This window comes from Paraburkholderia sediminicola (assembly GCF_046027825.1).
GTDB classification, from domain to species: Bacteria; Pseudomonadota; Gammaproteobacteria; order Burkholderiales; family Burkholderiaceae; genus Paraburkholderia; species Paraburkholderia sediminicola_D.
The window spans coordinates 1-21,729 of sequence record NZ_JAQQDU010000105.1; the positions used below are offsets into that span (position 1 = coordinate 1).

Genomic DNA, 21,729 nt, shown 5'->3' on the forward strand with positions numbered 1-21,729 from the left:
CATTCCGATGCTTTCCTTGCGAGTCGGCCACGAAGTGTCGACGGCTGTGCTCATCGGTACCTCATTGCAGATCGGCGGCACGGCGGGTGCACTGCTGCTGGGCCCGTTGATGGACCGCTTCGGTTTCTATCGTGTGCTCGCGTTCAGCTTTCTGGTGGCGACAATTTCGGTCTCATGCGTCGGTCTCCCTGATCTATCGACAGGATTGCGCTTTGCGGTCGTGCTGATAAGCGGGATCTGCATTGTAGGCGGGCAGCCGGCGGTCAACGCGTTGACCGCGACGCTCTATCCCACCTCGCTGCGGGCCACCGGGGTTGGCTGGAGTCTGGGAATCGGCCGGGCGGGTTCGATTATCGGTCCTGTGGTGGCGGGACAACTTATCGAACTGCAGTGGTCGAACACGGCATTGTTTGTCGCGGCCGCGGTGCCCGCGCTGGCATCGTGTCTGATGATTGTTCTCCTCAGCCGTGTTTCGAGGAAGAATCGGATCGACTGCGTCGAGTGCTAGCGGGTCACGACAATCTGCAACGAATATTTAGATCATTAAATTAGCATTGCTAATGTAAAAACCGCGATGGCGATTTCTGCGTCGGGGGCTGATCCAGAATAAGTGGCATCAGAGATAGGCATTCAAGGAAGGTGACATGGGTATTTCGATTACGGTGAATGGCAAGCGGCACCTTCTGGCCGTAGCTTCTGACACGCCGCTGCTCTACGTGCTGCGCAACGATCTCCAGTTAAATGGTCCAAAGTTCGGCTGTGGCGAGGCGCAGTGTGGCGCATGCACGGTGATGGTCGGCAAAGATGCGACGCCCTCATGTGTCTTTCCGGTTGGTGCGGTAGGTTCGGCTCAGGTGACCACCATTGAAGGCCTGGGTCATGGCGAACACCTTCATGCGTTGCAGAAGGCCTTCCTCGCTGAGCAGGCCGCACAGTGCGGCTATTGCTCGAGCGGGATGTTGATGGCCGCGAAAGCACTGCTAGCGCGAATTCCCGATCCGGACCCGGCGACCATACGGCGCGAGTTGGCCGGCCAGAAATGCCGGTGCGGCACGCACAACCGGATCGTCCGTGCGATTCAGCGCGCAGCGCAGGAGTTGCGTGGATGAATACCGTCAAACTTTCTCGACGCGCGTTCGGCAAGCTGGCTGGGGCTGTAGTCGCGACGTTCTCGCTTGCGCCATTCTCCGAGTTTGCGTGGGACGAACCCGACCTCCCGGTTGACCTTCGTGCCAATCGTAGGCTTGACGGCTGGATTCGCGTGGACGAGGCGGGCACGATCACGATCTTCACCGGAAAGGCTGAGCTGGGGCAGGGCATTCTCACCGCGCTCCTGCAGATCGCTGCGGACGAACTCGATGTGGATCTGGATCGCGTGCACATGATTTCTGCGGATACGGCCCGCAGCCCGAACGAGACCTACACCTTCGGCAGCCAATCGGTCGAGCAAGGCGGCGCGGTGTTACGCGCTGCCGCAGCTCAGGCGAGGGCGGTCCTGCTTGGTGTGGCGTGCCGGCGATTTAACGTGTCGGCGGCGGATCTGCGCGTCGAGGACGGTGTCGTGCTGACTGCCGACGGCCGCCGCATGAGCTACGCGGAGATCGTAAGGGACGAACGGGAGCTTCTCGCACGCGAGGTGACGGCGGACGCCACGCCGAAGCGGCCGTCGGAATACAAGCTGGTCGGCAAGTCGGTGCCGCGCATTGATTTTCCGGCGAAGTTCACCGGTGGCGCGGCATTCGTTCAGGATATGCGTCTGCCGGGCATGCTTTTCGGCCGTATCGTGCGGCCTCCGAGGTATGGCTCGCAACTGGTTTCGCTCGACGACGCGTCGGTCAGGGCGCTCGCGGGTGTCATCGCCGTGGTTCGCAATGGCAACTTCCTCGGTGTCGTCGCCGAGCGTGAAGAGCAGGCGATAGCAGCGCGTCGCGCGTTGCAGAAGGCGACGCAGTGGAGCGCGGATTATGTTGCGTTGCCGGACGTCGACCATCTCGAGCCGGCGTTGCAAAGCTGGCGAAGCGCAGATGCCGTGATTGGCGCATCGGGACAGGATACGCCTGTGCCTGATAGCGCGACGCAACTGGAGCTGACGTACTCTCGCCCCTATCTTTCACACGCGTCAATTGGGCCTTCGTGTTCCGTTGCGCAGCTCAAGGACGGGCACATGACCGTCTGGTCCCACACTCAGGGGGCGTTTCCGCTGCGCGGCAATCTCGCCACGGTGCTTGAAATGCCCCCGAACGCGGTCGACGTGGTGCACGTGCCGGGTTCGGGTTGCTACGGCCACAATGGTGCTGACGATGTGGCGCTGGATGCGGCGCTGCTTGCTCGTGAGGTGGCGGGACGGCCGGTGAAGGTTCAATGGATGCGCGATGACGAATTCGCATGGGCGCCGATCAGTCCGGCCATGGTGATGCGGGTGAAGGCGGCCCTCTCCAGGGAAGGCCGCATTGTCGACTGGAACTATGACGTTTGGAGCAATTCGCACGCGATGCGGCCGGGCCAACCCGGTGGTGTGAATCTGCTGGCCGCCTGGCACCTCGCCAGGCCCTTTCAGCCGTCGGCACCGGTGCCGATTCCACAGCCATACGGCAATGGCGACCGCAATGCGGTGCCACTCTACGATCTGGCGCGCAAGAAGGTGACGAACCATCTGCTGCTGGACGCCCCCATTCGCACGAGTTCGCTGCGCACGTTGGGCGCTTACGGAAATGTCTTTGCGATCGAGTCGTTCATGGACGAGCTTGCGTTCGCGGCAAATACCGATCCGGTCGCGTTTCGGCTGGCGCATCTCAGTGATCCGCGTGCGATTGCCGTGGTACGGGAAGCGGTAGGCCAGTCCGGATGGCGGGTCGGGTCGAAGGGCGACGGGCAGCGCGGACGTGGCTTCGCGTACGCACGTTATAAAAACATTGGGGCATACGCGGCGATCGTCGTCGACGTGCAGGTTGACCGCTCCACGGGCGTGATCAGTGTGACGAAAGTGACCGCCGCCATTGACGTGGGCCGCGTGATCAATCCTGACGGCGTGAAGAATCAGATCGAGGGTGGCATCGTTCAGGCGCTGAGTTGGGCGCTCAAGGAGCGTGTCATGTTCAGTCACACCGAAATCACCACGCGCAGTTGGCAAGACTATCCGATCCTGAGCTTTGCCGAGGTGCCGCCGATTGACGTCGTGCTGCTGGACCCTCCCGATACGGCTTCCCTTGGCGCAGGCGAATGTTCCCTGGGCCCGACGGCAGCCGCACTAGCGAACGCGGTGGCGCATGCAAGCGGCGCCCGTTTGCGCGATTTGCCCATGATGCCGGCCAAGGTTCTCGCGCATCTTGTCTGACGTTTGCTCACCGAGATCCGGCGGCCAGGTGAACATTTTTGAGCCAGTTCAGTTCAGTTCAGTTTGCCGCGCCGATAGGTTGAGGGTTTACATGAGTAGGTATATTTGAAAAATCAACTACAATCCATTTCAAATATGATTGAAAAATCAAATAAATACGATCCAGCCGAACTCGAATAAGCCGTCCTTTGAGACGCGGTCTGCACCAGGATCGCATCTGATGCGTGTTTTAACTGACCATGCGCCGGGACGGAATCGGATCGATCGAGCCTGGGCCTAGCTGACCATGATCAATTCGAGTCTTATCTTTCGATAGTTTTATTAGTATCGCTAATTAAAAAATAATCGAGATGATGGTTTATACGCACGTCCGGTAGACAGGGTTGGAAAACGGAGATCAGTTTTGGAAACTCAAGTCATCATTGTCGGCGCTGGCCCGGTAGGACTGACACTTGCGATCGACCTTGGCAGGCGCGGCATCGCGTGTGTGCTTGTCGAGCAAAAGGCGGAGCCCCAGTTTCTGCCGAAAATGGAGCGTTGCAACGCGCGGACCATGGAGATGTTTCGGCGGCTCGGCCTCGCGGACCGTATCCGTGCCGCCGGCATGCCCGAGGACGTTCCCATGGACGTCCAGATCATCCGCTCCATGGTGGAACCGCCGATCCTGCGCTTGCCCTATCCATCGGTGAAGGAGGCTCTTGCGCTGACGCGCGAGAGCCATGACGGCAGCCTGCCGCTCGAACCCTATCAGCTCATTTCGCAGTACACCCTGGAGCCGCTTCTCCTGGAAGTGGCCGAGCAATTGCCAGCGGTCACGGTGATGCGGAGTACGACGTTTCTGGAATTTACCGAGCAGGACGACGGCGTTCTGGTAGCAGTCAATGACGCCGACGGTGCGAGAAGAACATTGAAGGCCGCCTACCTCGTAGGCTGCGACGGTGGCGCGAGCCGCGTGCGTAAGCAACTGGGTATCCGTCTGGAAGGCGAGGGCGACATTGCGCGGCTGCGGCAGGGCCTGTTCTACTGCGAGCAACTAGTCGAACGACTGCCGATAGGCAACGGACCGAGCCGGGGGCGGCACTATCTGGTCGCCGGCGGACCGCCTACCTTCATGATCATGCAGGATTCGACGCGTCACTGGACGGTCCATTCCGCCGTCGAGAGCGATGACGAGATGCGACGGATGTTCGAGCGGATCATCGGCGTGCCGCTACCCTACGAGATGCTCTATTGCGCGGAGTGGCGGCAGAACCTGCTGCTGGCCGAACGTTATGCAGAGGGAAGGGTGTTTCTCGCCGGCGATGCCGTGCACCTCGTGATCCCTACGGGCGGTCTCGGTATGAACACCGGCGTTGGCGACGCCACCGATCTTGCCTGGAAGTTGGCCGCCACGCTGCAAGGGTGGGGCGGGCCGGGATTGCTGGCCTCCTACGAAGCGGAACGGCGCCAGATTGGCGAACGGGTCGTCGGCGCATCGCGCTACGCGTCGCTAGGTTACCGCGCCTGGTTGGCCGAGGTGCGCCCGGGCATCGGAGACGATACGCCGGAAGGGGTGGCGGCTCGCGCTCACCTTGTCGACGTGGCGAACGTGCAGCAGCGCAAGTCGAACGAAATGATCGGCGCGGAGCTGGGCTATCGCTATGTGGATTCACCCATTATCGACAATGTGCCGGGCGGCCCGAAGCACGATCTGCGTGCCTATTTCCCCACGACCTGGCCGGGCGCGCGGCTTCCCCACATGTGGCTCACAGACGGAAGCGCCATCCAGGACCGGCTACGGTCGGACCGCTACACGCTGATCGACGTCGCGGGTGGGCACGATGCCGATCCGCTTCTCGCCGCGTTCGAAGCGCTCGGTGCGCCACTCGATGTGCTTGTGCTCCCGGATCCCGCGCTTCGCGCCGTCTACGAGCGCGACCTCGTCCTCGTCCGGCCTGACATGCATGTCGCGTGGCGCGGCGATCGGCTCCCACAGGCCGCCGATGATCTCGCCGCGAGGGTGATCGCACATAGCACCATGAACCACGCGTCCGGCTCGATCAGTCGCCGCTGACCGAGCCGGGCTGAACTGCGTGGATATGAGATCTCAACAACATTGGAGACGGACAAATGAGCTCACGGTTGAATCGGGCCAGAGGTGGCCATGCATGGCGCCACGTGGCTGGGGGGGCGTTCTCGTTTCTGGCGGCATTTGCGCCGAGCGCGTCACATGCGCAGAGTCCTGTCACCCTGTATGGGATCATCGATACCGGCATTGAATATGTGACGAACATCGGTCCTCAGAAGTCCAGCTCAGTGCACATGCCGTCTCTCACAGCCTCGCTGCCATCATTGTGGGGTCTTCGTGGCAAAGAGGATCTGGGTGCTGGGCTGAGTGCGGTCTTTGTATTGGAGTCGGGTTTTTCTCCAGCACAGGGTTCGCTGAATCAAGGGGGGCGTCTGTTTGGCAGGCAGGCCTATGTCGGGCTTGCGGGGCGGTGGGGCACGTTGACCCTCGGGCGGCAATATTCGCAAATCTTCTGGACGGCACTAACGGGCGACACGCTGGCGCCGAATATCTATGGCGCTGGCGATCTAGACCCCTACCTGACCCAGCCGCGAGTTGACAATTCGATTGCCTATAGCTTCACGTCGTCGGGACTGACCGTGGGTGTGACGTATTCGCTCGGACGTGACGCGGTGGATAGTGCGCCGGCCGGAGGGTGTGCCGGTCAATCGCCGACTGACTGGCGGGCCTGCAAGGCAATGTCAGCCATGGTGAAATACGATGCGGGGAAATGGGGCGTGGCGGCAGCCATCGACCGCAACTATGGTGGGGGTGGCACCGGTTCGCCCCTGCCACTTAGCTCGCAAACCGATACACGTGCCCTCATCGATGGCTATGTGAAGTTTGGCAACTCGACTATCGGCGCGGGATTCCAGCATCGAATCAATCACGGAGAGCAGACGCCGACCATTTTCGACGCGACCAGTAACTACTGGTGGATCGGTGGCTCCTATTTTCCCCGTCCGGATATTGCGCTTGACGCACAATTCGGCCGTATCACCGTGAGCGACCACGCCGCCGGGGGCTCCGTGATCGCCGCACGCGCGATGTATTTATTGTCCAAACGCACCTCCGTGTACGTCACTGCAGGGCGTGTGTTCAACCAGCGCAACGGAGCGTTCTCGATTGACGGCGGCGTGGTCCCGCCCGCTTCGACGCCATTGCCGGGCGTGGATCAAACCGGTGCGATGGTGGGTATTCGCCACATGTTCTAAATGACCCGTGGCCGCTCAATGTGTTGCATCGGCCGCTTGAACCCGCCTCGGTCACGGGGTATTCAAGCGCCAGTACTATCCCACTGCGGCGCAAGACCGGGCGGATTGACAATCCGGCTGCCTGCCGTCGCCAATGCGTGTATGGCTGTCATGTCCGCACTATCTAACTCAAAGTTGAATACCGCGATGTTTTCGGCCAGTCGATCGATCCGCGTGGTTCTCGAAAGTGCCACAATGCCGCGCTGTTGAATAAGCCACCGTAAAACGATCTGGGCGATGGTTTTGTCATGACGGGCAGCGATCTCCTTGAGCGTTGGGTCCGAGAGCACGCGGCCAACCGCCATGCCGCAATATCCTGTCACGGCAAGCCCAGCCTGGCGCGTGCTTTCGATGAGCAAGGCCTGGCTCAGATACGGGTGGTATTCGAACTGATTTGTTACCAGCGGCGTTGCCGAGAGCTGGATAGCTTCCGTCATCAGTGCACGGTTGAAATTGCTGACACCTATGTGCCGGACTTTGCCGGCACGCACGACGGCATTGAGCTCGCCGATCTGTTCGGCGAGAGGCACATCCGATCCGCCCGGCCAGTGCAGCAGGAGTAGATCGATGTAGTCCGTCTTGAGCTTGCGCAGGCTCTCGTTGACGGATGCATCGAAATGTCTTGCGGAGTAGTTGCTGACCCAGACCTTGGTCGTCAGAAATATTTCGGTTCTTGGGATACTGGATGCGACGACACAGTCGCCGACCTCGGCCTCGTTACCGTAGATTTGCGCGGTGTCGATATGACGGAAGCCAGCACGAAGGGCCGCGGGGACCGTTCGATAGATATCGTCGCCGCTCATCCCGTAGGTGCCAAAGCCTATGGCTGGGATGGCCGCGTTACCGGCATGGACGGTTTGCATGAACTATTCCTTATTGACTAGCCGATACACCTCTAAAGCGATGCGGACAGCCGAACTACGTAATGCTCTCAATGGTGGCGACTGGCGAAAGAAATCGATCCCTCGGCGGCCCCTTGACGTGTGATCTCGTGGAAGCGTAAGCGATGGCACGTCCCGAAAGAAGCCTATATGTTTCGATTCAATCCATCGTCCTGGACGATAGATCCAGGCAGGATTTCTTTAGATCAATTGCATACGATTGCCATGCATTGTCTCCGAACCGGTTGTTACGCTTCCGAAGAAGTAATTTGAATAAAAGGAAAGCTAGCAAATGTGTACTACTGATGAAATGAGGCGCTAAAAATTAAAGCGGTTGTTCCTGCCGATCGCTTGCCCCGAATCGTGTCAGCCTGCCGGTGTTGCATTCAACAATAATGAATGAGACAATTTATGTTGAACACTATGCGGCTACCTTGGACGTGTCAACACGACGACCGTCCGTGGAAAGCCGGCGCGGTGATTTTTTGTGACTTCCATAAGGCCGAAGAATGACCAATGTGACCGCGAGGCGCGGCATTCAGTCTGTCGAGATTGCGTTCCGAATTCTTTCGGCGTTGCAGACCAATGAGCGTGCACTCCCTCTCAAGGAGATTGCTGCGCTGTCCGAACTGTCGCCGAGCGCGACGAGCAACTACATGATTAGTCTGGTGCGCACCGGGCTTGCGTCGCCGGACGAAAAACCGGGGTGCTACAAGCTCGGACCGGCGTCGCTTGCTTTGGGTATGAGCGCGATCAACCAGCTGGACGGATTCGATATCGTTCGTCGGGAAGTGATCGCCTTGCGTGAAGCTACCCTGAGTGGTGCGGCCGTGACCGCGTGGACCGAAGATGGACCGGTTAGTCTCTTTAAGCAGGAGGGGCAGACGCGCAGTATTCTCGAGCTGAGAACCGGCCTGATTCCGCTGGTCACGACCGCTGCGGGCAAGCTGTTCATTGCCTGCCTTCAGCCGGCCCGCACCGACGATCTCATCAGCCGCGAACTGTCTGCGGGACAGGAATGGAGTCCGGCTTCCTTGCGGGAAGAAGCGATCGCTGAATTGCGCAATTGTGGCTTCACAATGGTTCATCGCGGGGACATGGGTTACGTGTCTGTCGCGGCCCCTGTCTGGGACAGGGACGGAGACCTCCGATTTGCCATCAGTCTCATCGGATCGCCCGCAACACTGAACACGGAAACTGAAGGTAAAGCGATAAAGGCGCTACTCGATAGCGCCGTTCGAGCGATGGTTGCACTGGGCGGAAAGGCCCCCAGCAAAATTGGGTAGAAGCCGGACGCATCCATACTGATGCGCGCTGTCTGTCTCGGCGGGCGATGCGCAACGGACATGTCAGGGCCTGTTAATAGCGTCAACAGGCCCTGCATTGAGAGCCGCGGGTTGCGCCTCGGCCTCCTCCTGGTATTCATCCTTCCGTTAGTCTGTCCCGGCTGTGGCAACTGCCAACACGATGGAATTGAATGCTTCCGGTGCTTCAAGCTTCGGCATGTGACCGATTCCATCGAGTACGTGCAGTGTCGAATCGTGAGCAGCCTCGTGAATCGGCCTGGCATGGTCGTCAATTGGGGCGACGCGGTCCAGGTTGCCGATAATGACGGAGATGGGCACCTGGATCGAAGGAACGACGGATGGCGTATACGTGGAGAAGAGCATGTCCACGGCGTGTTCCCAGCCTATAGGAGTCACCGCGTCTCTCAGTCGGGATACGACCGCGCGAACCTGTGGGCCGGCGTTCGGAGCAACCAGGGCGTTGACTACAGCAGCGCGCGCCTCGGGCGATTGTGCTGCTGCGCTTCGCATCAAGGCTTCTCGCCCCAGGTCGCGCTCCGTACCGGATAAATGTCCTCTTGCAACATTGGGCGCGCTCAATACGAGGGCGTGCGTAGCCGACGGGTACCGCGCCGCGAACGTTGCAGCGATGACACTCCCCCATGAACTGCCTACCACGGTTGCACGCGATATGCCGAGCACAGACAGCAGGGCCATGAGCGCATCCGCGTAGTCCGTGGCGGCCGGCGTGCCGATCGCAAAGGGGCTGCTTTGTCCATAACCGGGGGCGTCCCAGGCAATCACCCGATGGCTCTTGCTCAGTGCGGCGAACTGCGCGCGGTATCCCGCCGAACTCGAACCAATGCCATGCAGCAGCACGATGGCGGGCGCGCGCTCGTCGCCGGCAGCCCGATACGAGATGACCCGTTTATCGCCGAGCGTGGGGAGATTCAATGGCGCCTGTTCGACGGCGGGCAACGAGAATTCAAGTAGATGGCTATCAGTTTCAGTCATGATTGGAGTTGGGTCGGTATATCAATCGCTTTAACTTGGGCAAATAAATGCCCACTCACGCTGCTCTCAATGTAACGGAGATCTCATGCGCGACGGCCTTGAGGGCTTCTGCACAAGGGCCGTCAGCCGCGGCGTCGTCATGCTCTGCGGGGCCCATTGCGGCCAGTGCCAGCTGCGATTTCATCGCACCTCCGTTCCGACCGGCGCGCGGCCGAGGTCGTGCGGGGCGGCGACCAGATACTGCCCGCCACCGAATGCCAGCGGGCGCCGGGTGCCCAGGCGAATGGATTCCACTGACCCGACAAAAATCACATGGTCTCCGCCTGGATAGCGGGAGACCACCTTGCATTCCAGCCATGCGCTGCAGTCGCGCAGTAGCGGCAGCGCGCCGACCCCAAGGTCATAGTCGATGCCGGAGAATTTGTCCGGCGAGCGGGCCGCAAAGTGATTGGCGAGGTCGTATTGGTGCTCAGCCAGGATGTTGATGGTGAATCGCTCGACATCCCTGAACGCCGAATGGCTTCCCGCGGATGTCGCCTGACTCCATAAAACGAGAGGCGGGTCCAGAGAGACCGAGGAGAACGAATTGGCGGTGAGGCCATGCATTCCTCCCTCGGCGTCGCGGGTGGTGACCACGGTGACGCCGGTTACAAAGGACCCTAATACGTCTCTCAACTGGCGTTTGCCGAACGTCCTCATTGGAGGGCGTTCGTGGTCTAACCGAATGCTTCCATTCATGACAGAACCTTTTGCGCCTCGCTGAACGCCGGTATGATCGACTCGTGAAACAGGCCAATAGACGTCTTTGCTTCGGAAACGGACATGTCCCCAAACATGAACGTTCCAATGAGGTAGTTGAAGCCGCCGTCGTGCGCCTGCTCCAGCAGCTTTTCACGAACGGTTTCCGGGCGGCCCACTACGGCGAGGCCCGATTCCAGGAGCGGCTCGATCGTCGGCGGAAGCTTCTGGTTGACCGGTTCCGTCCCGTGCTTCTTCCAGAGTTTCGAAAAGTTCGGGTAGAAGACCGACCATGCCCGCGAGGCAATTTTCATGGCCTCCTGGTCCGTTTCCGCGACAACAATATAGCGATTCACGCCGATGAGCGGCTCCGGGATGGACGGATGGCGTTTGGCGAATTCTTCGCGATATCGCTCGGTGATGGCTCGGACGCGCTGGACTGGACCAGCGCACACGATGTTCATCTTCTCCTGAGCCGGCCATACCGTCGACTCCGGCGACGCCAGTGCGTACCAGGTCGGAGGCGGCGTTTGCAGCGGCTTGAGTTCGATCGGCATGTCGTTGAACTGCCAGAACGTCCCCTGATAGTCGAGGGTGTCCGAACTGAGATACCGCTTGATGATTTCATACGACTCGATGTATCGGGCCTGAGCCGTGGCCGGATCGATACCGAGCGCCTCGATTTCGTGGGGCGACGCGCCGCGGCCCACACCATACTCCAGGCGGCCGCCGCTCAGATTGTCGAGCATGCAGATTTCTTCGGCAAGACGCACGGGGTGGTGGATCGGGAGAATGTAGACTAACGGAGAAAGGCGCAGTTTTTTGGTGCGCTGCGCGGCTGCAGCAAGAAACACGCTTTGTGACGGGCAAGCGCTCAGCGTGGTCGCATGGTGTTCCGACATGTGATAGCAATGGAAGCCGAGCTTGTCGTAAAGCTCGATAATCTGCATTCTATCTTCGTACTGCTTATGAATAGGCAGGCCATTGCGATCGTTTTGGTCAAATATACCGAATTTCATCGTTTTTCCAGTAAGGTGCGAGTTGAGTGATCTTCCGACCTGGCGCGACTTAGTGCGCCGGAGACTTGCTGAATACCTGAAAGATGTTCTCTTCAGGATCCTTATAGGTGGCAACGACGCCGTGCGTGCCCATGTCGCGCTCCGCGAGTAGCTGGCCGCCCGCGGACAGGATTTTCTGCCGAACCTCGTTCTGGTCTTCCCCGGCGACCCGGAAGACGGGGACGGCCCCGACGGCTCCTTGTGCCGCTTCCGCTGCCGAACTCAGTGCAAATACGCTGCGCTGCAGGCGAAATTGAGTCCATTTTTTCTCGTCGCGAAACTGGACGGGCATTCCCAGCGCCGATGCATAGAAATCTTCCAGTCGGCCGATATCCTTCGCGACTAAATAGACGGCTTGTAGGTCAACTTCTGCCATGGCGGCACTCCGGTGAATGGTGATAACGGCTCCCTTCATGCCGGCTGACTACCGCAACGTGTTTGCCCATCTTGCTGGCGATCTCGTCGAATGAATCGCCAATTGTTTTATCGATCAGCGCTGGGAAACGTGTTCCGCGCTCATAAGAAAGTGTGCTCATCGGTATGTTCCGCGCAGTGGGCCTGTCTGACGGCTCATTTGCCGAGAAAAACGACCGGCGCCGGTTCTTCGCCACGAGTAACGGCTTCTGCACGTGCAGTTCGCCCTTTCCTGGCGTCTTCCGTTGTGTGCAGCCCCATGGTGAGGTCGAGGATCAGCGAGTCGGCACCGGGCACACCTCCCGCCCGACCATGCCTTGAGGAGGGCGCGAATGGCGCCATACGAGCGCGTGGGGCCGTTGGCAAGCTTGACGGCGAGATCCTCGGCGACATTCTCGACCTGATCTTCGCCGGCGACGAAGGCGGCAACGCCGAGCTGACCGGCGGTCGCGCCGGACATGGGTTCGCTTAGCATCGCGTAGCGCGCCGCATGCGCACGCCCCACTCTTTCCGCGAGACGTTGCACGCCGCCCGCGACAGGCGCCGAGCCAACCGACGCTTCAATGCATCGGAAGGTGGCGTTTTCCGCTGCGACGATGAAGTCACAAGCGAGAGCCAGCTCGAATGCGCCGCCGAATGCTGCGCCGCGCACTGCGGCAATCGTCGGAATCTGGAGGGCTTCGATTGACCGGTAGGTATGGTGAATCTGCGATATGAAGGTCCGCCAATCGTCGAAACCTTTGTCGATGAAATCGAGGACGTCGCCGCCCTTGCTGAAATCGGAGCCTTGCGCACGGATCAGGAGCGACCGGATATCAGCTTTGCTGGCTTCCCGCACGGAGGTCTCGAGGCTGTCAGCGAAATCAGCCGCAATGAGATTCGAGGGAGGATTGGCCAACACGATATGGCCTACGTTCTGACGACGTTCAAAAAAGATGCTTTTCATTGAAAGGAATCCTTAATAAATGATGGCGATTCTGAAACCTCGGTGTCTCCCGCCTGGCGCCGCGCCGCGTGTATTCAACAATAGTGAATGCGTGCAGCATTGTTGTATATTAGGACGTGGGTAGCGGCGTGTCAACCCATTCGCCGATGACGGCATGTTTGGGGTTGAGGTCAGTGATTGGGTTCATTGATGGCGCCACGCTGGGCCTTCAACGTTCTAGCACGCGCAATGGTGCGTTGCGATTGAGGACATGTGCGAACTATCGTTATGGATATAGGATCCCTGACGGGTTCGATTTGCCTCGCTATGACGAAGACCATCGTCGGCCTGCAGGCAGAAGCCGAACCGATGCAACACAGGAGTTTCCTTATGACGAAAACGAACACGCCCGGGTCGCCCAACATCCTGCTGATTCCCGCTACGTCGTCGCTCGAACATCTGCGCCAAAACCTGGCGGCTGGCTCGCTTGCCCTCCCGGCAGACGTGCTCAAAAAGCTGGACGGCGCGATCTGAACTCGCGCAGGTGGCTCTGCGCTTCGCATGGCCTGGCCTGGCCAGAAACGTTCGGCATAGGCGCCATTGGAGAACGTAATGAAGGCGATTGGTTATGCAGCAAAAGGGGGCGTCGAGGTCTTGACAGACCTTGAACTCCCGATGCCTGAACCTGGCCCGCACGATTTGCGAGTCGCCGTGAGGGCGGTGTCGGTGAATCCTGTCGATGTGAAGCGCCGTCGCTGGGAAGATCCTTCAGATAGCAAGCTTCCACGCGTGTTGGGTTACGACGCCGCGGGTGTGGTTGAAGCGGTTGGAAGCGAGGTCACGCTCTTCAAACCGGGTGATGAGGTCTTCTATGCGGGCGCGATGGACCGGCCCGGGACAAACTCGGAGTTTCACCTCGTCGACGAGCGGATCGTCGGGCCCAAGCCCACCTCATTGTCGTTCGCCGAGGCGGCGGCCTTGCCGCTCACTTCGATAACCGCTTGGGAAATGCTCTTCGACCGTATGAAGGTACCGCGCGGCGTGCGCACACCTTGCGGCACGCTGCTCGTTCTGAACGGAGCCGGCGGCGTCGGCTCCATGCTGATCCAGTTGGCGAACCGCCTCACGGGCCTCAACGTCATTGCAACGGCATCCCGGCCCGAAAGCGTCGAGTGGGTACGCAAGCTCGGCGCGAAGCACGTTGCCGACCACAGCAAGCCCATCGACGAAGCGCTGCACGCAATCGGCTTCAGTGGCGTGGACTATATCGGGGCGATCACGTCGACGCCCGGCAGTGCCCCGAGTCTCGCACGCGCAATGAATCCCCAGGGGCATATCACGTTGATCGACAATTTTGACGACAGCATTGCGCCGTTCAAGCCGAAGAGCATCACTGTTTCGTGGGAGATGATGTTTACCCGGTCGCTGTTCCAGACAGCGGACATGGACGCCCAGCACCACCTGCTGAAAGAAGTGTCCGCGCTGGTCGATGCCGGCGTCCTGCGGACGACGCTCACGCACGTGGGCGGCCCGTTGACGGCGGCGAATCTTCGCCTGGCCCATGAGCGGATCGAAACGGGCAGGACGATTGGAAAAACTGTTCTGGAAGGCTTCCAACGGTGATTGTCGCCTCTGCGTGGCGTGATCGGCGTCGCGCCGTGAGCGGCTGCTAACACAAAGGATGACTGAGCGATGTGGAAGGCACTCGTGGATGAGCATTCGCAGAAAAATGAACCAGAACCGGAATCTTCCCGGGGCGCACGGTCCGCGATCCGTCGAAAGAAGGGGAGGCAACCACAGGCTTCGATGGACAACCTGCCGAACATCATTCTTGACGCCGCGGTAGCGCTTTTCTATCGCGAGCCTTTCGAGTCGTTGAGTCTCGAGCGGCTCGCCAATCAAACGGGGCTCAGTAAGAGGCGCATCTATCGGGTCTTCGGGTCGCGTAAGGCGTTTTTTCAAGCTTACGCTGACCGGCTTTGTGATCGTGAGCGTGCGCAATGGCGGGAGGCTGGACATCGATCTGGCGAGGAGCCTGTCCAACACATGCTCGAGCTCTTTATCGATGTCGCGGTCGAGCTGGCGGCTTCAGATGAATATCAGCGCGGTCAACCTCAGATGTCGACGGTACAGCTCACCGAAGAGGAGCAATCTGTCAGGCTATCGCGTACCAACCTTGGCCGGGAGTTTCGCGCACTATTGATACGACTGGCAGTTGCCGCAAATGCAGTGGATCCTGAAGCGTTGGTGGATACGTTGATGATGCTTTGGGAAGGTGCGACATCCAATTTCAAATCAAGCGGCGATTCCCGGCGGGTCGCTCAGCGTTTGCCGACACTGATTGAGCACATAATCAGGAGCTACGTGACGCTGTAAGCAAGTTCACTTCAACCATAGTCCCGGCGATGGCCATCGCCATCGCGCACTGGAACGGCTCGTTGAAGAGATGGTACTTTGAGGTTACGTCCGGCTGCTTTCTAATTCTGACACCGCTGCAGCATCGGCATCATGTTCCAGTATCCAGCGAACTTCTTTCATCCACGTGCCCATCGTTGCATCGCGTTCCCGTGGATCGGGGAACTCGGTGCGGTAGAACTGCCCGGCTTGTTGGGCGACCGTCTGAACACGAGCGGTGTGGTCGCGCCGCAGGTGTTCATAGCGGGTGAGGCGTCCGGCAAGCGTATCCTTCGACGCGCCTTTGAGTAGGACGCCAAGCGTGTAGGCGTCTTCGATAGCCTGACCGGCGCCTTGGCCGAGATGAGGGACCATTGGATGGGCGGCATCTCCAATCAAAGTCGTGTGCCCGATCGTCCAGCGCTGCAGCGCCGGACGATCGTAGATGCCCCATACATAGGTTTCACTGAGTGCGGCGATCGTTTGTCCAACGCGCTCGTCCCAACCTCGATATTCGGCTGCAAGCGCCGAAAGGTCACCCAAAGCGGACCATGATTCAGCAGAGTCCCGATCGGTCGGTACAAAGGCCACAATGTTGATTATCGTTCCTGCGGAGACGGGGTAGCACAGGAAGCTGCGACCGGCACCCATCCAGAGGTACAGGCCTTGTGCGTCTTTGGCCCACGGTAGCTTTTCAACGGGCACCATACCGCGGTAGGCCATGACACCCTCGCTCGTGGCTGGCGCATCCAGGCCGAGCTTTTGACGTACCACAGAGCGGATACCGTCGGCTCCGATAACCAGGTCGCTCGTCGCACTTGCGCCATTTTCGAAGGTGAGGGTGACACGGTCATTGTCAGCGACGAGATCAGCGCAACGATGACCCAGCCTGAAGCCGGACAGGGGCAGAGCGTTGACCAGAATGTCGAGGAATTCCGCCCGGTGGACGTTGTAACCCTGGCCAGCGTCTGAGAGCGGGGCGCCGCCGCGCGGCGCTCCGGTTTCGATCGGATCCCCAGCGGAGGTCATCAGCCTGACTCCCGTGGTCGGTGAGCCGATTTTCCGTAAAGCGTGACCGAAGCCAAGCTTCTCAAGAAGTCGCGTCGCATTCGGGTGAAGCGTGACGCCCGCGCCGATTTCCCGGAACTGGTCAGCTTGTTCATAAACACAGATTTCGTGCCCGGAATCCCGTAAGGCCGCGGCCGTCACCAGGCCGCCGATTCCACCACCTATGATTGCAATTTTTAGCTTGTCTGCCATGTCATATCCAATTTTTCGTTGCCGGCGACACCTCGTAGGCTGGTGCCGTCCGGGAATGAAGCGTGTGGTCAGGTCACAAAGCGGAGGGCGGCGGCACGAACAACCCGATGGGGCCTTCCTGAAAATTGACAACAACGCTCTTTAGTTGCGTGTAATGTGACAACGCCTCGTGCGTGTTTTCCCGTCCGAATCCGCTTTGTTTGTTGCCACCAAGCGCCATGCCTGGCCGGGTGTTGTAGTAGCGATTGACCCACACCGTGCCGGTATCGAGCGCGCGAGCGATCTGATGGGCCTTAGTGAGGTTGCGCGTCCATACGCCTCCGGCGAGGCCATAGATGCTGTCGTTGGCCGCCGCGATCATGTCGGCTTCATCATCCCAATCGATCACCGAAGTAACCGGTCCAAAGATCTCTTCGCGGAAGATGGTCATATCTCGTTGTACGCCGGTGAACAGAGTCGGCTGGATAAACAGACCCTCGGCGAGATCCGGAACGACTGCTCGACCTCCACCGAAGGCAACCCGTGCGCCTTCGCGTTTGCCACTCTCGATGTAGTTAATCACGCGGTCAAACTGAACTTCCGACGACACGGCGCCGATTTGCGTAGCAGGGTCCAGCGGATTGCCGTAGCGAATTCGCCCAAGAAGTTGGGTCACTTTTTCCAGGAATGGATCACGGACATTGCGATGCACGAAAACGCGACTGCCGGCGAGGCAGACTTGACCCTTATTGATGACCGTTGACATCACTACGGACTCTGCGGCTGCGTCCAGATCGGCATCTTCGCAGATGACATTCGCGGATTTGCCTCCCAGTTCCATGGTCTGCGGGATGATCGAGCGGCTCGCATGGGAGATTATTTTCTGAGCGGTAGCGCGGGAACCCGTGAACGAGACCTTGCGCACGTCTGGATGCGTGACCAGCCGTTCACCTACGTCGTTTCCATAACCGGTTACCACGTTGACAACGCCTGCTGGCAAAATGTCCGCCAGTTCCCCGGCAAGTGCCAACACTGACAGACAGACGGCCTCAGCGGGCTTCAGTACGACCGTGCAACCTGCCGCCAATGCAGGCCCCAGTTTGATCGCAGCCATCAGGAGTGGAACATTCCACGGAATGATTTGCGCCACGACACCAATCGGCTCGCGATGGGTAATCGCCATGGTATTGGGAAAGTCGAGAACCTCACCCTTGAGATGGGTGTGGCCGGCATAGTATTCAAATTGCTCGATGGCGTTCTGGACATCGAGAAAACCTTCGACGAATGTTTTCCCGTTGTTGAGCGATTCCATGACTGCGAATTCCGCATGCCGTTTTCGCAGTCTGGCCGCTATTTCCAGCAATATCCGTTGCCGTTCTAATGGGTCTTTACGCGACCAGGCTGGAAAGGCATCGCGCGCGGCACGAACCGCTCGATCGACGTCGAGAGCGTTACCCGCTTGAATTTTTCCGATGATTCCCCGTGTTGCAGGATTTCTCAGGTCGATCAGAACCCCGCGGTCACCGTCAACCCACTCGTTGCCAATCAGATGGCCGTAGATGCGGTTGCAGTCGATTTGCGCAGCAATTTGCTTGATGTTCTCAAAAGACGGTGGGGTGAACAATTTCCTATCCTCCAATGAATTGTTGGCTTATCGCGAACCGTAAACGCTTGACGATGCGCGGTAGCCGAAACCAGGTTGGAACTCGTGCCAAAGCGAAATTCGATAGTTAATCTCGCTTCAGGTTATTTAGTCATACTGATTGTGTCAAATATACGGCGTGTCTATGCAGTCCAATGCTTCAGTGATTGAACCGAATGACTGGCTTGATGGTCTCCCCGCGTGCAGCGTCAGAGAACGCCTTGTCGATTTCTCCTGGTTCGTAGAAGCGAACCAGCTTGTCAAACGGAAAGCGTCCCTCGCGATAGAACTCGATCAACTGGGGGATGAAGCTTTGAGGCGTGGCATCTCCTTGGATAATGCCCTGCAAGCTCTGCCCAGCACTCAGCCGAGAGGCATCGAGAACTGCGCCCGCTGCTGGACTGAAAGCCACGAAGCCAAATTTCCCCAAGTGCGCCAGTGCCGCGAGGCCAGCTTCCAGGCTCTCTTTTCGGCCGCTGGTGTCGAGAACAAAATCTACACCACGAGGCAAAATCTCCCGGATCCTCGCGGGGGCATCCGACCTGCTCACGTTGATTGTGTGATGAGCGCCTAATTCCTGGGCGAGACTCAACCTTTCGTCGTTGACGTCAATCGCTAGAATCGTTTCAGCGCGCGCGATCTTACTTGCCATGATTGCTGCGAGGCCAACGGCGCCGACACCGAAAATTGCAATGGATGCCTTGGGCGGCACCTTGAGTGCATTAAGCACCGCTGCCGCACCGGTCTGGAAGCCGCATCCCAGAGGGGCGAGCATGGCGAGGGGCAAGTCGCCAGGGACCTTCACCACGTTGCGTTCGTTAGCCAGGCTGAAAGTTGCAAGCGATGATTGACCAAAGAAGCGCCCGCGAACAGGCGCTCCATTCGTGTCCGCCAGACCCGATGTTCCGTCGGCGCGCACGCCTGCAAAGTTCAACTGGATCAGGTCGTCGCAGTATGCGGGGTGGCCGTTGCCGCAGGCGGCGCAGTGACCACATGAATTGAACGAAAGCACGACATGATCACCGGGTTTCACGGACGTCACCGCGCTGCCGATGCGCTCAACCACACCTGCGCCTTCATGGCCGAGTACGGCCGGTAATGCGATGGGCATGTGCTGGTCGCGGAAATGCGCGTCGGTTTGGCAAATGCCGCAAGCGACAATCTTCACGAGAACTTCATCAGGACGCGGATCGTCAAGGATCAGATCTTCAAGGGTGAACGATCCATGCGTTTCTCTCAGGACAGCGGCGGACGTCAAGGTAACCATATCGATATCCAGTCAGGTTGTAGCGAGCACAATACAAATGCGAAGCGCTTCCGAAGATGCGCGACGGTCCAGTTGCGCCGGCTGGCGGGCAGCCCCGCTTGTTCCTGCGATAGAGCAGGGCGACGTTCCAGACCTTTACTCCGTTACCCAGCAGAGCGTGGGTTGCGGCACACCTCGTCACCCGCATCGCAGTGCAGCAAGGGGTTCCGATGCATGCGAGATCGGCCGGTCGTTGTCCTTAGTCACGATATAGCGTACATATGTACGGTTTAGTAAATTAGTGGGATAAACCCCAGGAAGGGTGTTTAGGTTCATCGATGCGATATGATGCACGGTCGTACGGTATAGCGAGCGTCGCAAGCAATGATGCGGCGTGCAACTTGTGACAGGGGACAGCTGAATGAAAGAGTCGACTCACCCGGTAAATAAAGAGGAGAGTGATGCGCCGTTGAGGCGTGAGTCGTCCCCATTGGGACGTCCCGGTAGCGAGTCCCCGCAAAGAGGAAGGCTGCGAAGGGAGCAGCAGCGCTCGATTGATACCAGAAGGGCGATCATGGATGCCGCGCTTGCCGAATTCGCGGAAAAGGGTTTCGCTGCAGCAAGCATCAGGGACATTGCCGCAAGAGTGGATCTTCCCCACACGACGGTTACGCACCACTACAAGACGAAGGATTTACTTTGGCAGGCCGTTGCCGACGATCTCTTTTCGACTATTCGAAGCCTGTGGGAAAAAGAGAGTGATGGTTCGAAATCGGGAAAAGTATTTGACCGATTAATGAGCGAGTACGTGAGTTTCCTCGAATTTACCCTCGAGCACCCGCTTTTTCATCAATTTCTTGCGCGGGAAAAGTGGCCGGGAAATCCACGTTTGCCGTGGCTTGCCGAGAATATATTGGCGCCGCTACTGGAACATTTGCTCCCAGAGATTCGTGCTGCGCAAAACGAAGGGGCGCTACCGCGAGGAAATCCGATACTGTTTCACTATGTGTTCCTCGCGCTTATGTCGGTCCCATCGATATTTGGAGCGGAGATGGAGTTTACCGCCGGGATGAAGAGCAGTAACCCATTGCTTGTTTCGGAGTACGTCTCGTTGGTTAAATCGATATTCTCTGCGAAAAACTCTTCTGAAGAATAATGCTTAGAATTTACGCCCTGTTTTCGCCAATGAGGTTGTGCCGTTTACTTTGCGCGTAATGAGTCGACCCTGAATAGCCCGCTGGGCCTCATGAGGCTGCACGAAGATTTGAGTCACTAACGACTGTTACTGGATGCTCGTCGCGTAGTTTTGGTTCGAGACTTCGGCGCGATGTTTTCGGTGTCTTCGACTTCCGGGACGTTCAATTCTTCCATCAGGGCCAACGTGCGCAAACAGAACTCTGCACCACTAGCCCGCTCGGCCTCCGTAAAGTGCGCCATCGCAGGTGCGATCGAAGATTCTTCCGCAAGCTTCACAATAGCCTTTTCGACAACGTCGAGTCCCTTCCTGGTCAGAAGAACGATCGAACCGCCGCCGTGACAGGGATCGGGCTGGCGTTCGACCATGCCAAGGCTTGCGAGCCGATCAATCTTTTTGGTTATGGCGCCCGAAGTAACCAGTAGCGAGCGATACAGATCGGTCGGTCGCTTTGAATACGGGTGGCCGCTACGGCGCAGTGCCAGCAGGACACGCATGTCTGACCCGCTGATCCCCCAGCGTTCCTGGCACATCTTGTCAAACGCAAGTTCAACGAGCGTACCGAGGCGCATAAAATAAATCGCCTGCAAGAAGTTCGAAAGATCCAGATTGCCGTATTCGCGTTGCCACTGCAGGTTGATGAAGTCGACGAGGCTGCCACCCGGAGAATGTGACTTTGCGGCGGGTTCGGTGCGGCCAGCTTCGGCATGGCCAGTTTCGGCGCGGCCGGCTGCGGCCCGGGTCGAGACGGTCTTCTTGCGGGTTCGAGCGGACGTGGCTTGCTTGGGGGCGGTTAGGCTCATCTTTGCGGCTTCCTGGGAAGATCGTACGATCGCGACCGATTGTAACGCAGCGACAGCAATTGTCCGCAGTGACGGGTGGGTCCGTTCTTGAGATGAAGACATGCCTGCACTCACGGGGGCGGGGTTGCCGAGGGGGCGAAGGTGACGTGAGGAATGGCGCCAATGCCGTGGCCCGCACCCAGCACCACAAAACCTCGACCATCGAGGCGCAGGAGCGACAGGTAGTCTGGAACGGTGTTGCTGACGTTATCGGCGGGCAT

General features: G+C 58.9%; 22 protein-coding genes. 10 read left to right on the forward strand and 12 right to left on the reverse strand.

Features of this window, described 5'->3' with window-relative positions:
- The 5 genes from PQQ96_RS35455 to PQQ96_RS35475 all read left to right on the forward strand — a co-directional run.
- A partial coding sequence (locus tag PQQ96_RS35455; protein ID WP_408301132.1) for an MFS transporter occupies positions 1-508 on the forward strand: 508 nt, incomplete at its 5' end.
- Between the two features lie 136 nt (positions 509-644).
- Positions 645-1,109 (forward strand): (2Fe-2S)-binding protein, encoded by a 465-nt coding sequence (locus tag PQQ96_RS35460; RefSeq protein WP_408301134.1) that lies wholly within the window; start codon positions 645-647, stop codon positions 1,107-1,109.
- Positions 1,106-3,334, forward strand: coding sequence for a xanthine dehydrogenase family protein molybdopterin-binding subunit (locus PQQ96_RS35465; RefSeq protein ID WP_408301136.1), 2,229 nt, complete (start codon positions 1,106-1,108; stop codon positions 3,332-3,334). Before PQQ96_RS35460 ends, PQQ96_RS35465 begins: the two co-directional genes overlap by 4 nt.
- 403 nt (positions 3,335-3,737) lie before the next feature.
- On the forward strand, positions 3,738-5,387 hold the full coding sequence (locus PQQ96_RS35470) for an FAD-dependent monooxygenase (RefSeq protein WP_408301138.1): 1,650 nt from the start codon (positions 3,738-3,740) through the stop codon (positions 5,385-5,387).
- 56 nt (positions 5,388-5,443) lie between these two features.
- A complete protein-coding gene (locus PQQ96_RS35475) occupies positions 5,444-6,595 on the forward strand; it encodes a porin (RefSeq protein WP_408301140.1) in 1,152 nt (383 codons plus the stop codon).
- 62 nt (positions 6,596-6,657) lie between these two features.
- Here the strand turns inward: PQQ96_RS35475 and PQQ96_RS35480 are convergent, their stop codons facing one another.
- Complete coding sequence (locus PQQ96_RS35480) at positions 6,658-7,497, reverse strand: aldo/keto reductase (RefSeq protein ID WP_408301141.1); 840 nt, start codon at positions 7,495-7,497, stop codon at positions 6,658-6,660.
- 527 nt (positions 7,498-8,024) lie between these two features.
- Here PQQ96_RS35480 and PQQ96_RS35485 point away from each other — a divergent pair.
- Complete coding sequence (locus PQQ96_RS35485) at positions 8,025-8,801, forward strand: IclR family transcriptional regulator (protein WP_408301142.1); 777 nt, start codon at positions 8,025-8,027, stop codon at positions 8,799-8,801.
- Positions 8,802-8,948: 147 nt separating this feature from the next.
- On the opposite strand, the gene PQQ96_RS35490 is transcribed toward PQQ96_RS35485, so the two are convergent.
- From PQQ96_RS35490 to PQQ96_RS35515, 6 genes are all read right to left on the reverse strand, one after another.
- Positions 8,949-9,779: an alpha/beta fold hydrolase gene (locus tag PQQ96_RS35490; RefSeq protein WP_408301144.1), complete on the reverse strand. Its 831-nt coding sequence runs from the start codon at positions 9,777-9,779 to the stop codon at positions 8,949-8,951.
- A 216-nt stretch (positions 9,780-9,995) separates the two neighbouring features.
- Positions 9,996-10,514 (reverse strand): flavin reductase family protein, encoded by a 519-nt coding sequence (locus PQQ96_RS35495; RefSeq protein ID WP_408301145.1) that lies wholly within the window; start codon positions 10,512-10,514, stop codon positions 9,996-9,998.
- Positions 10,515-10,549: 35 nt separating this feature from the next.
- On the reverse strand, positions 10,550-11,572 hold the full coding sequence (locus PQQ96_RS35500; RefSeq protein WP_408301147.1) for an LLM class flavin-dependent oxidoreductase: 1,023 nt from the start codon (positions 11,570-11,572) through the stop codon (positions 10,550-10,552).
- Between the two features lie 49 nt (positions 11,573-11,621).
- On the reverse strand, positions 11,622-11,987 hold the full coding sequence (locus PQQ96_RS35505; protein ID WP_408301149.1) for a VOC family protein: 366 nt from the start codon (positions 11,985-11,987) through the stop codon (positions 11,622-11,624).
- Positions 11,974-12,147: a hypothetical protein gene (locus PQQ96_RS35510; protein WP_408301150.1), complete on the reverse strand. Its 174-nt coding sequence runs from the start codon at positions 12,145-12,147 to the stop codon at positions 11,974-11,976. The genes PQQ96_RS35505 and PQQ96_RS35510 overlap by 14 nt, the downstream gene beginning before the upstream one ends.
- Positions 12,144-12,971 carry an enoyl-CoA hydratase/isomerase family protein gene (locus PQQ96_RS35515; RefSeq protein WP_408301151.1) on the reverse strand — a complete coding sequence of 276 codons (828 nt, stop codon included), beginning with the start codon at positions 12,969-12,971 and terminating at the stop codon, positions 12,144-12,146. Before PQQ96_RS35515 ends, PQQ96_RS35510 begins: the two co-directional genes overlap by 4 nt.
- Positions 12,972-13,340: 369 nt before the next feature.
- Here PQQ96_RS35515 and PQQ96_RS35520 point away from each other — a divergent pair, with 369 nt between their 5' ends.
- The 3 genes from PQQ96_RS35520 (at position 13,341) to PQQ96_RS35530 (ending at position 15,326) form a co-directional block, all read left to right on the forward strand.
- Complete coding sequence (locus tag PQQ96_RS35520; RefSeq protein WP_408301153.1) at positions 13,341-13,484, forward strand: hypothetical protein; 144 nt, start codon at positions 13,341-13,343, stop codon at positions 13,482-13,484.
- 78 nt (positions 13,485-13,562) lie between these two features.
- The gene (locus PQQ96_RS35525; protein WP_408301155.1) at positions 13,563-14,573 is read left to right on the forward strand and encodes a zinc-binding alcohol dehydrogenase family protein; all 1,011 of its coding nucleotides are present in this window, start codon (positions 13,563-13,565) and stop codon (positions 14,571-14,573) included.
- Between the two features lie 69 nt (positions 14,574-14,642).
- Entirely contained in the window at positions 14,643-15,326 is a 684-nt protein-coding gene (locus tag PQQ96_RS35530; RefSeq protein WP_408301156.1) for a TetR/AcrR family transcriptional regulator, read from the forward strand.
- Between the two features lie 84 nt (positions 15,327-15,410).
- On the opposite strand, the gene PQQ96_RS35535 is transcribed toward PQQ96_RS35530, so the two are convergent.
- The 3 genes from PQQ96_RS35535 to PQQ96_RS35545 form a co-directional block, all read right to left on the reverse strand.
- A complete protein-coding gene (locus PQQ96_RS35535; protein ID WP_408301158.1) occupies positions 15,411-16,604 on the reverse strand; it encodes an FAD-dependent monooxygenase in 1,194 nt (397 codons plus the stop codon).
- Between the two features lie 73 nt (positions 16,605-16,677).
- Positions 16,678-18,207: an aldehyde dehydrogenase family protein gene (locus tag PQQ96_RS35540; RefSeq protein WP_408301160.1), complete on the reverse strand. Its 1,530-nt coding sequence runs from the start codon at positions 18,205-18,207 to the stop codon at positions 16,678-16,680.
- A gap of 178 nt (positions 18,208-18,385) precedes the next feature.
- Positions 18,386-19,492, reverse strand: coding sequence for an NAD(P)-dependent alcohol dehydrogenase (locus PQQ96_RS35545; RefSeq protein WP_408301162.1), 1,107 nt, complete (start codon positions 19,490-19,492; stop codon positions 18,386-18,388).
- A gap of 553 nt (positions 19,493-20,045) precedes the next feature.
- On the opposite strand from PQQ96_RS35545, the gene PQQ96_RS35550 reads away from it, so the two are divergent.
- The gene (locus PQQ96_RS35550; RefSeq protein ID WP_408301164.1) at positions 20,046-20,627 is read left to right on the forward strand and encodes a TetR/AcrR family transcriptional regulator; all 582 of its coding nucleotides are present in this window, start codon (positions 20,046-20,048) and stop codon (positions 20,625-20,627) included.
- Positions 20,628-20,743: 116 nt separating this feature from the next.
- On the opposite strand, the gene PQQ96_RS35555 is transcribed toward PQQ96_RS35550, so the two are convergent.
- Together PQQ96_RS35555 and PQQ96_RS35560 are read right to left on the reverse strand one after the other, a co-directional pair.
- Positions 20,744-21,469, reverse strand: coding sequence for a MarR family winged helix-turn-helix transcriptional regulator (locus PQQ96_RS35555; protein WP_408301166.1), 726 nt, complete (start codon positions 21,467-21,469; stop codon positions 20,744-20,746).
- A 110-nt stretch (positions 21,470-21,579) separates the two neighbouring features.
- Positions 21,580-21,729, reverse strand: a complete 150-nt coding sequence (locus PQQ96_RS35560; RefSeq protein WP_408301168.1) for a hypothetical protein — start codon at positions 21,727-21,729, stop codon at positions 21,580-21,582.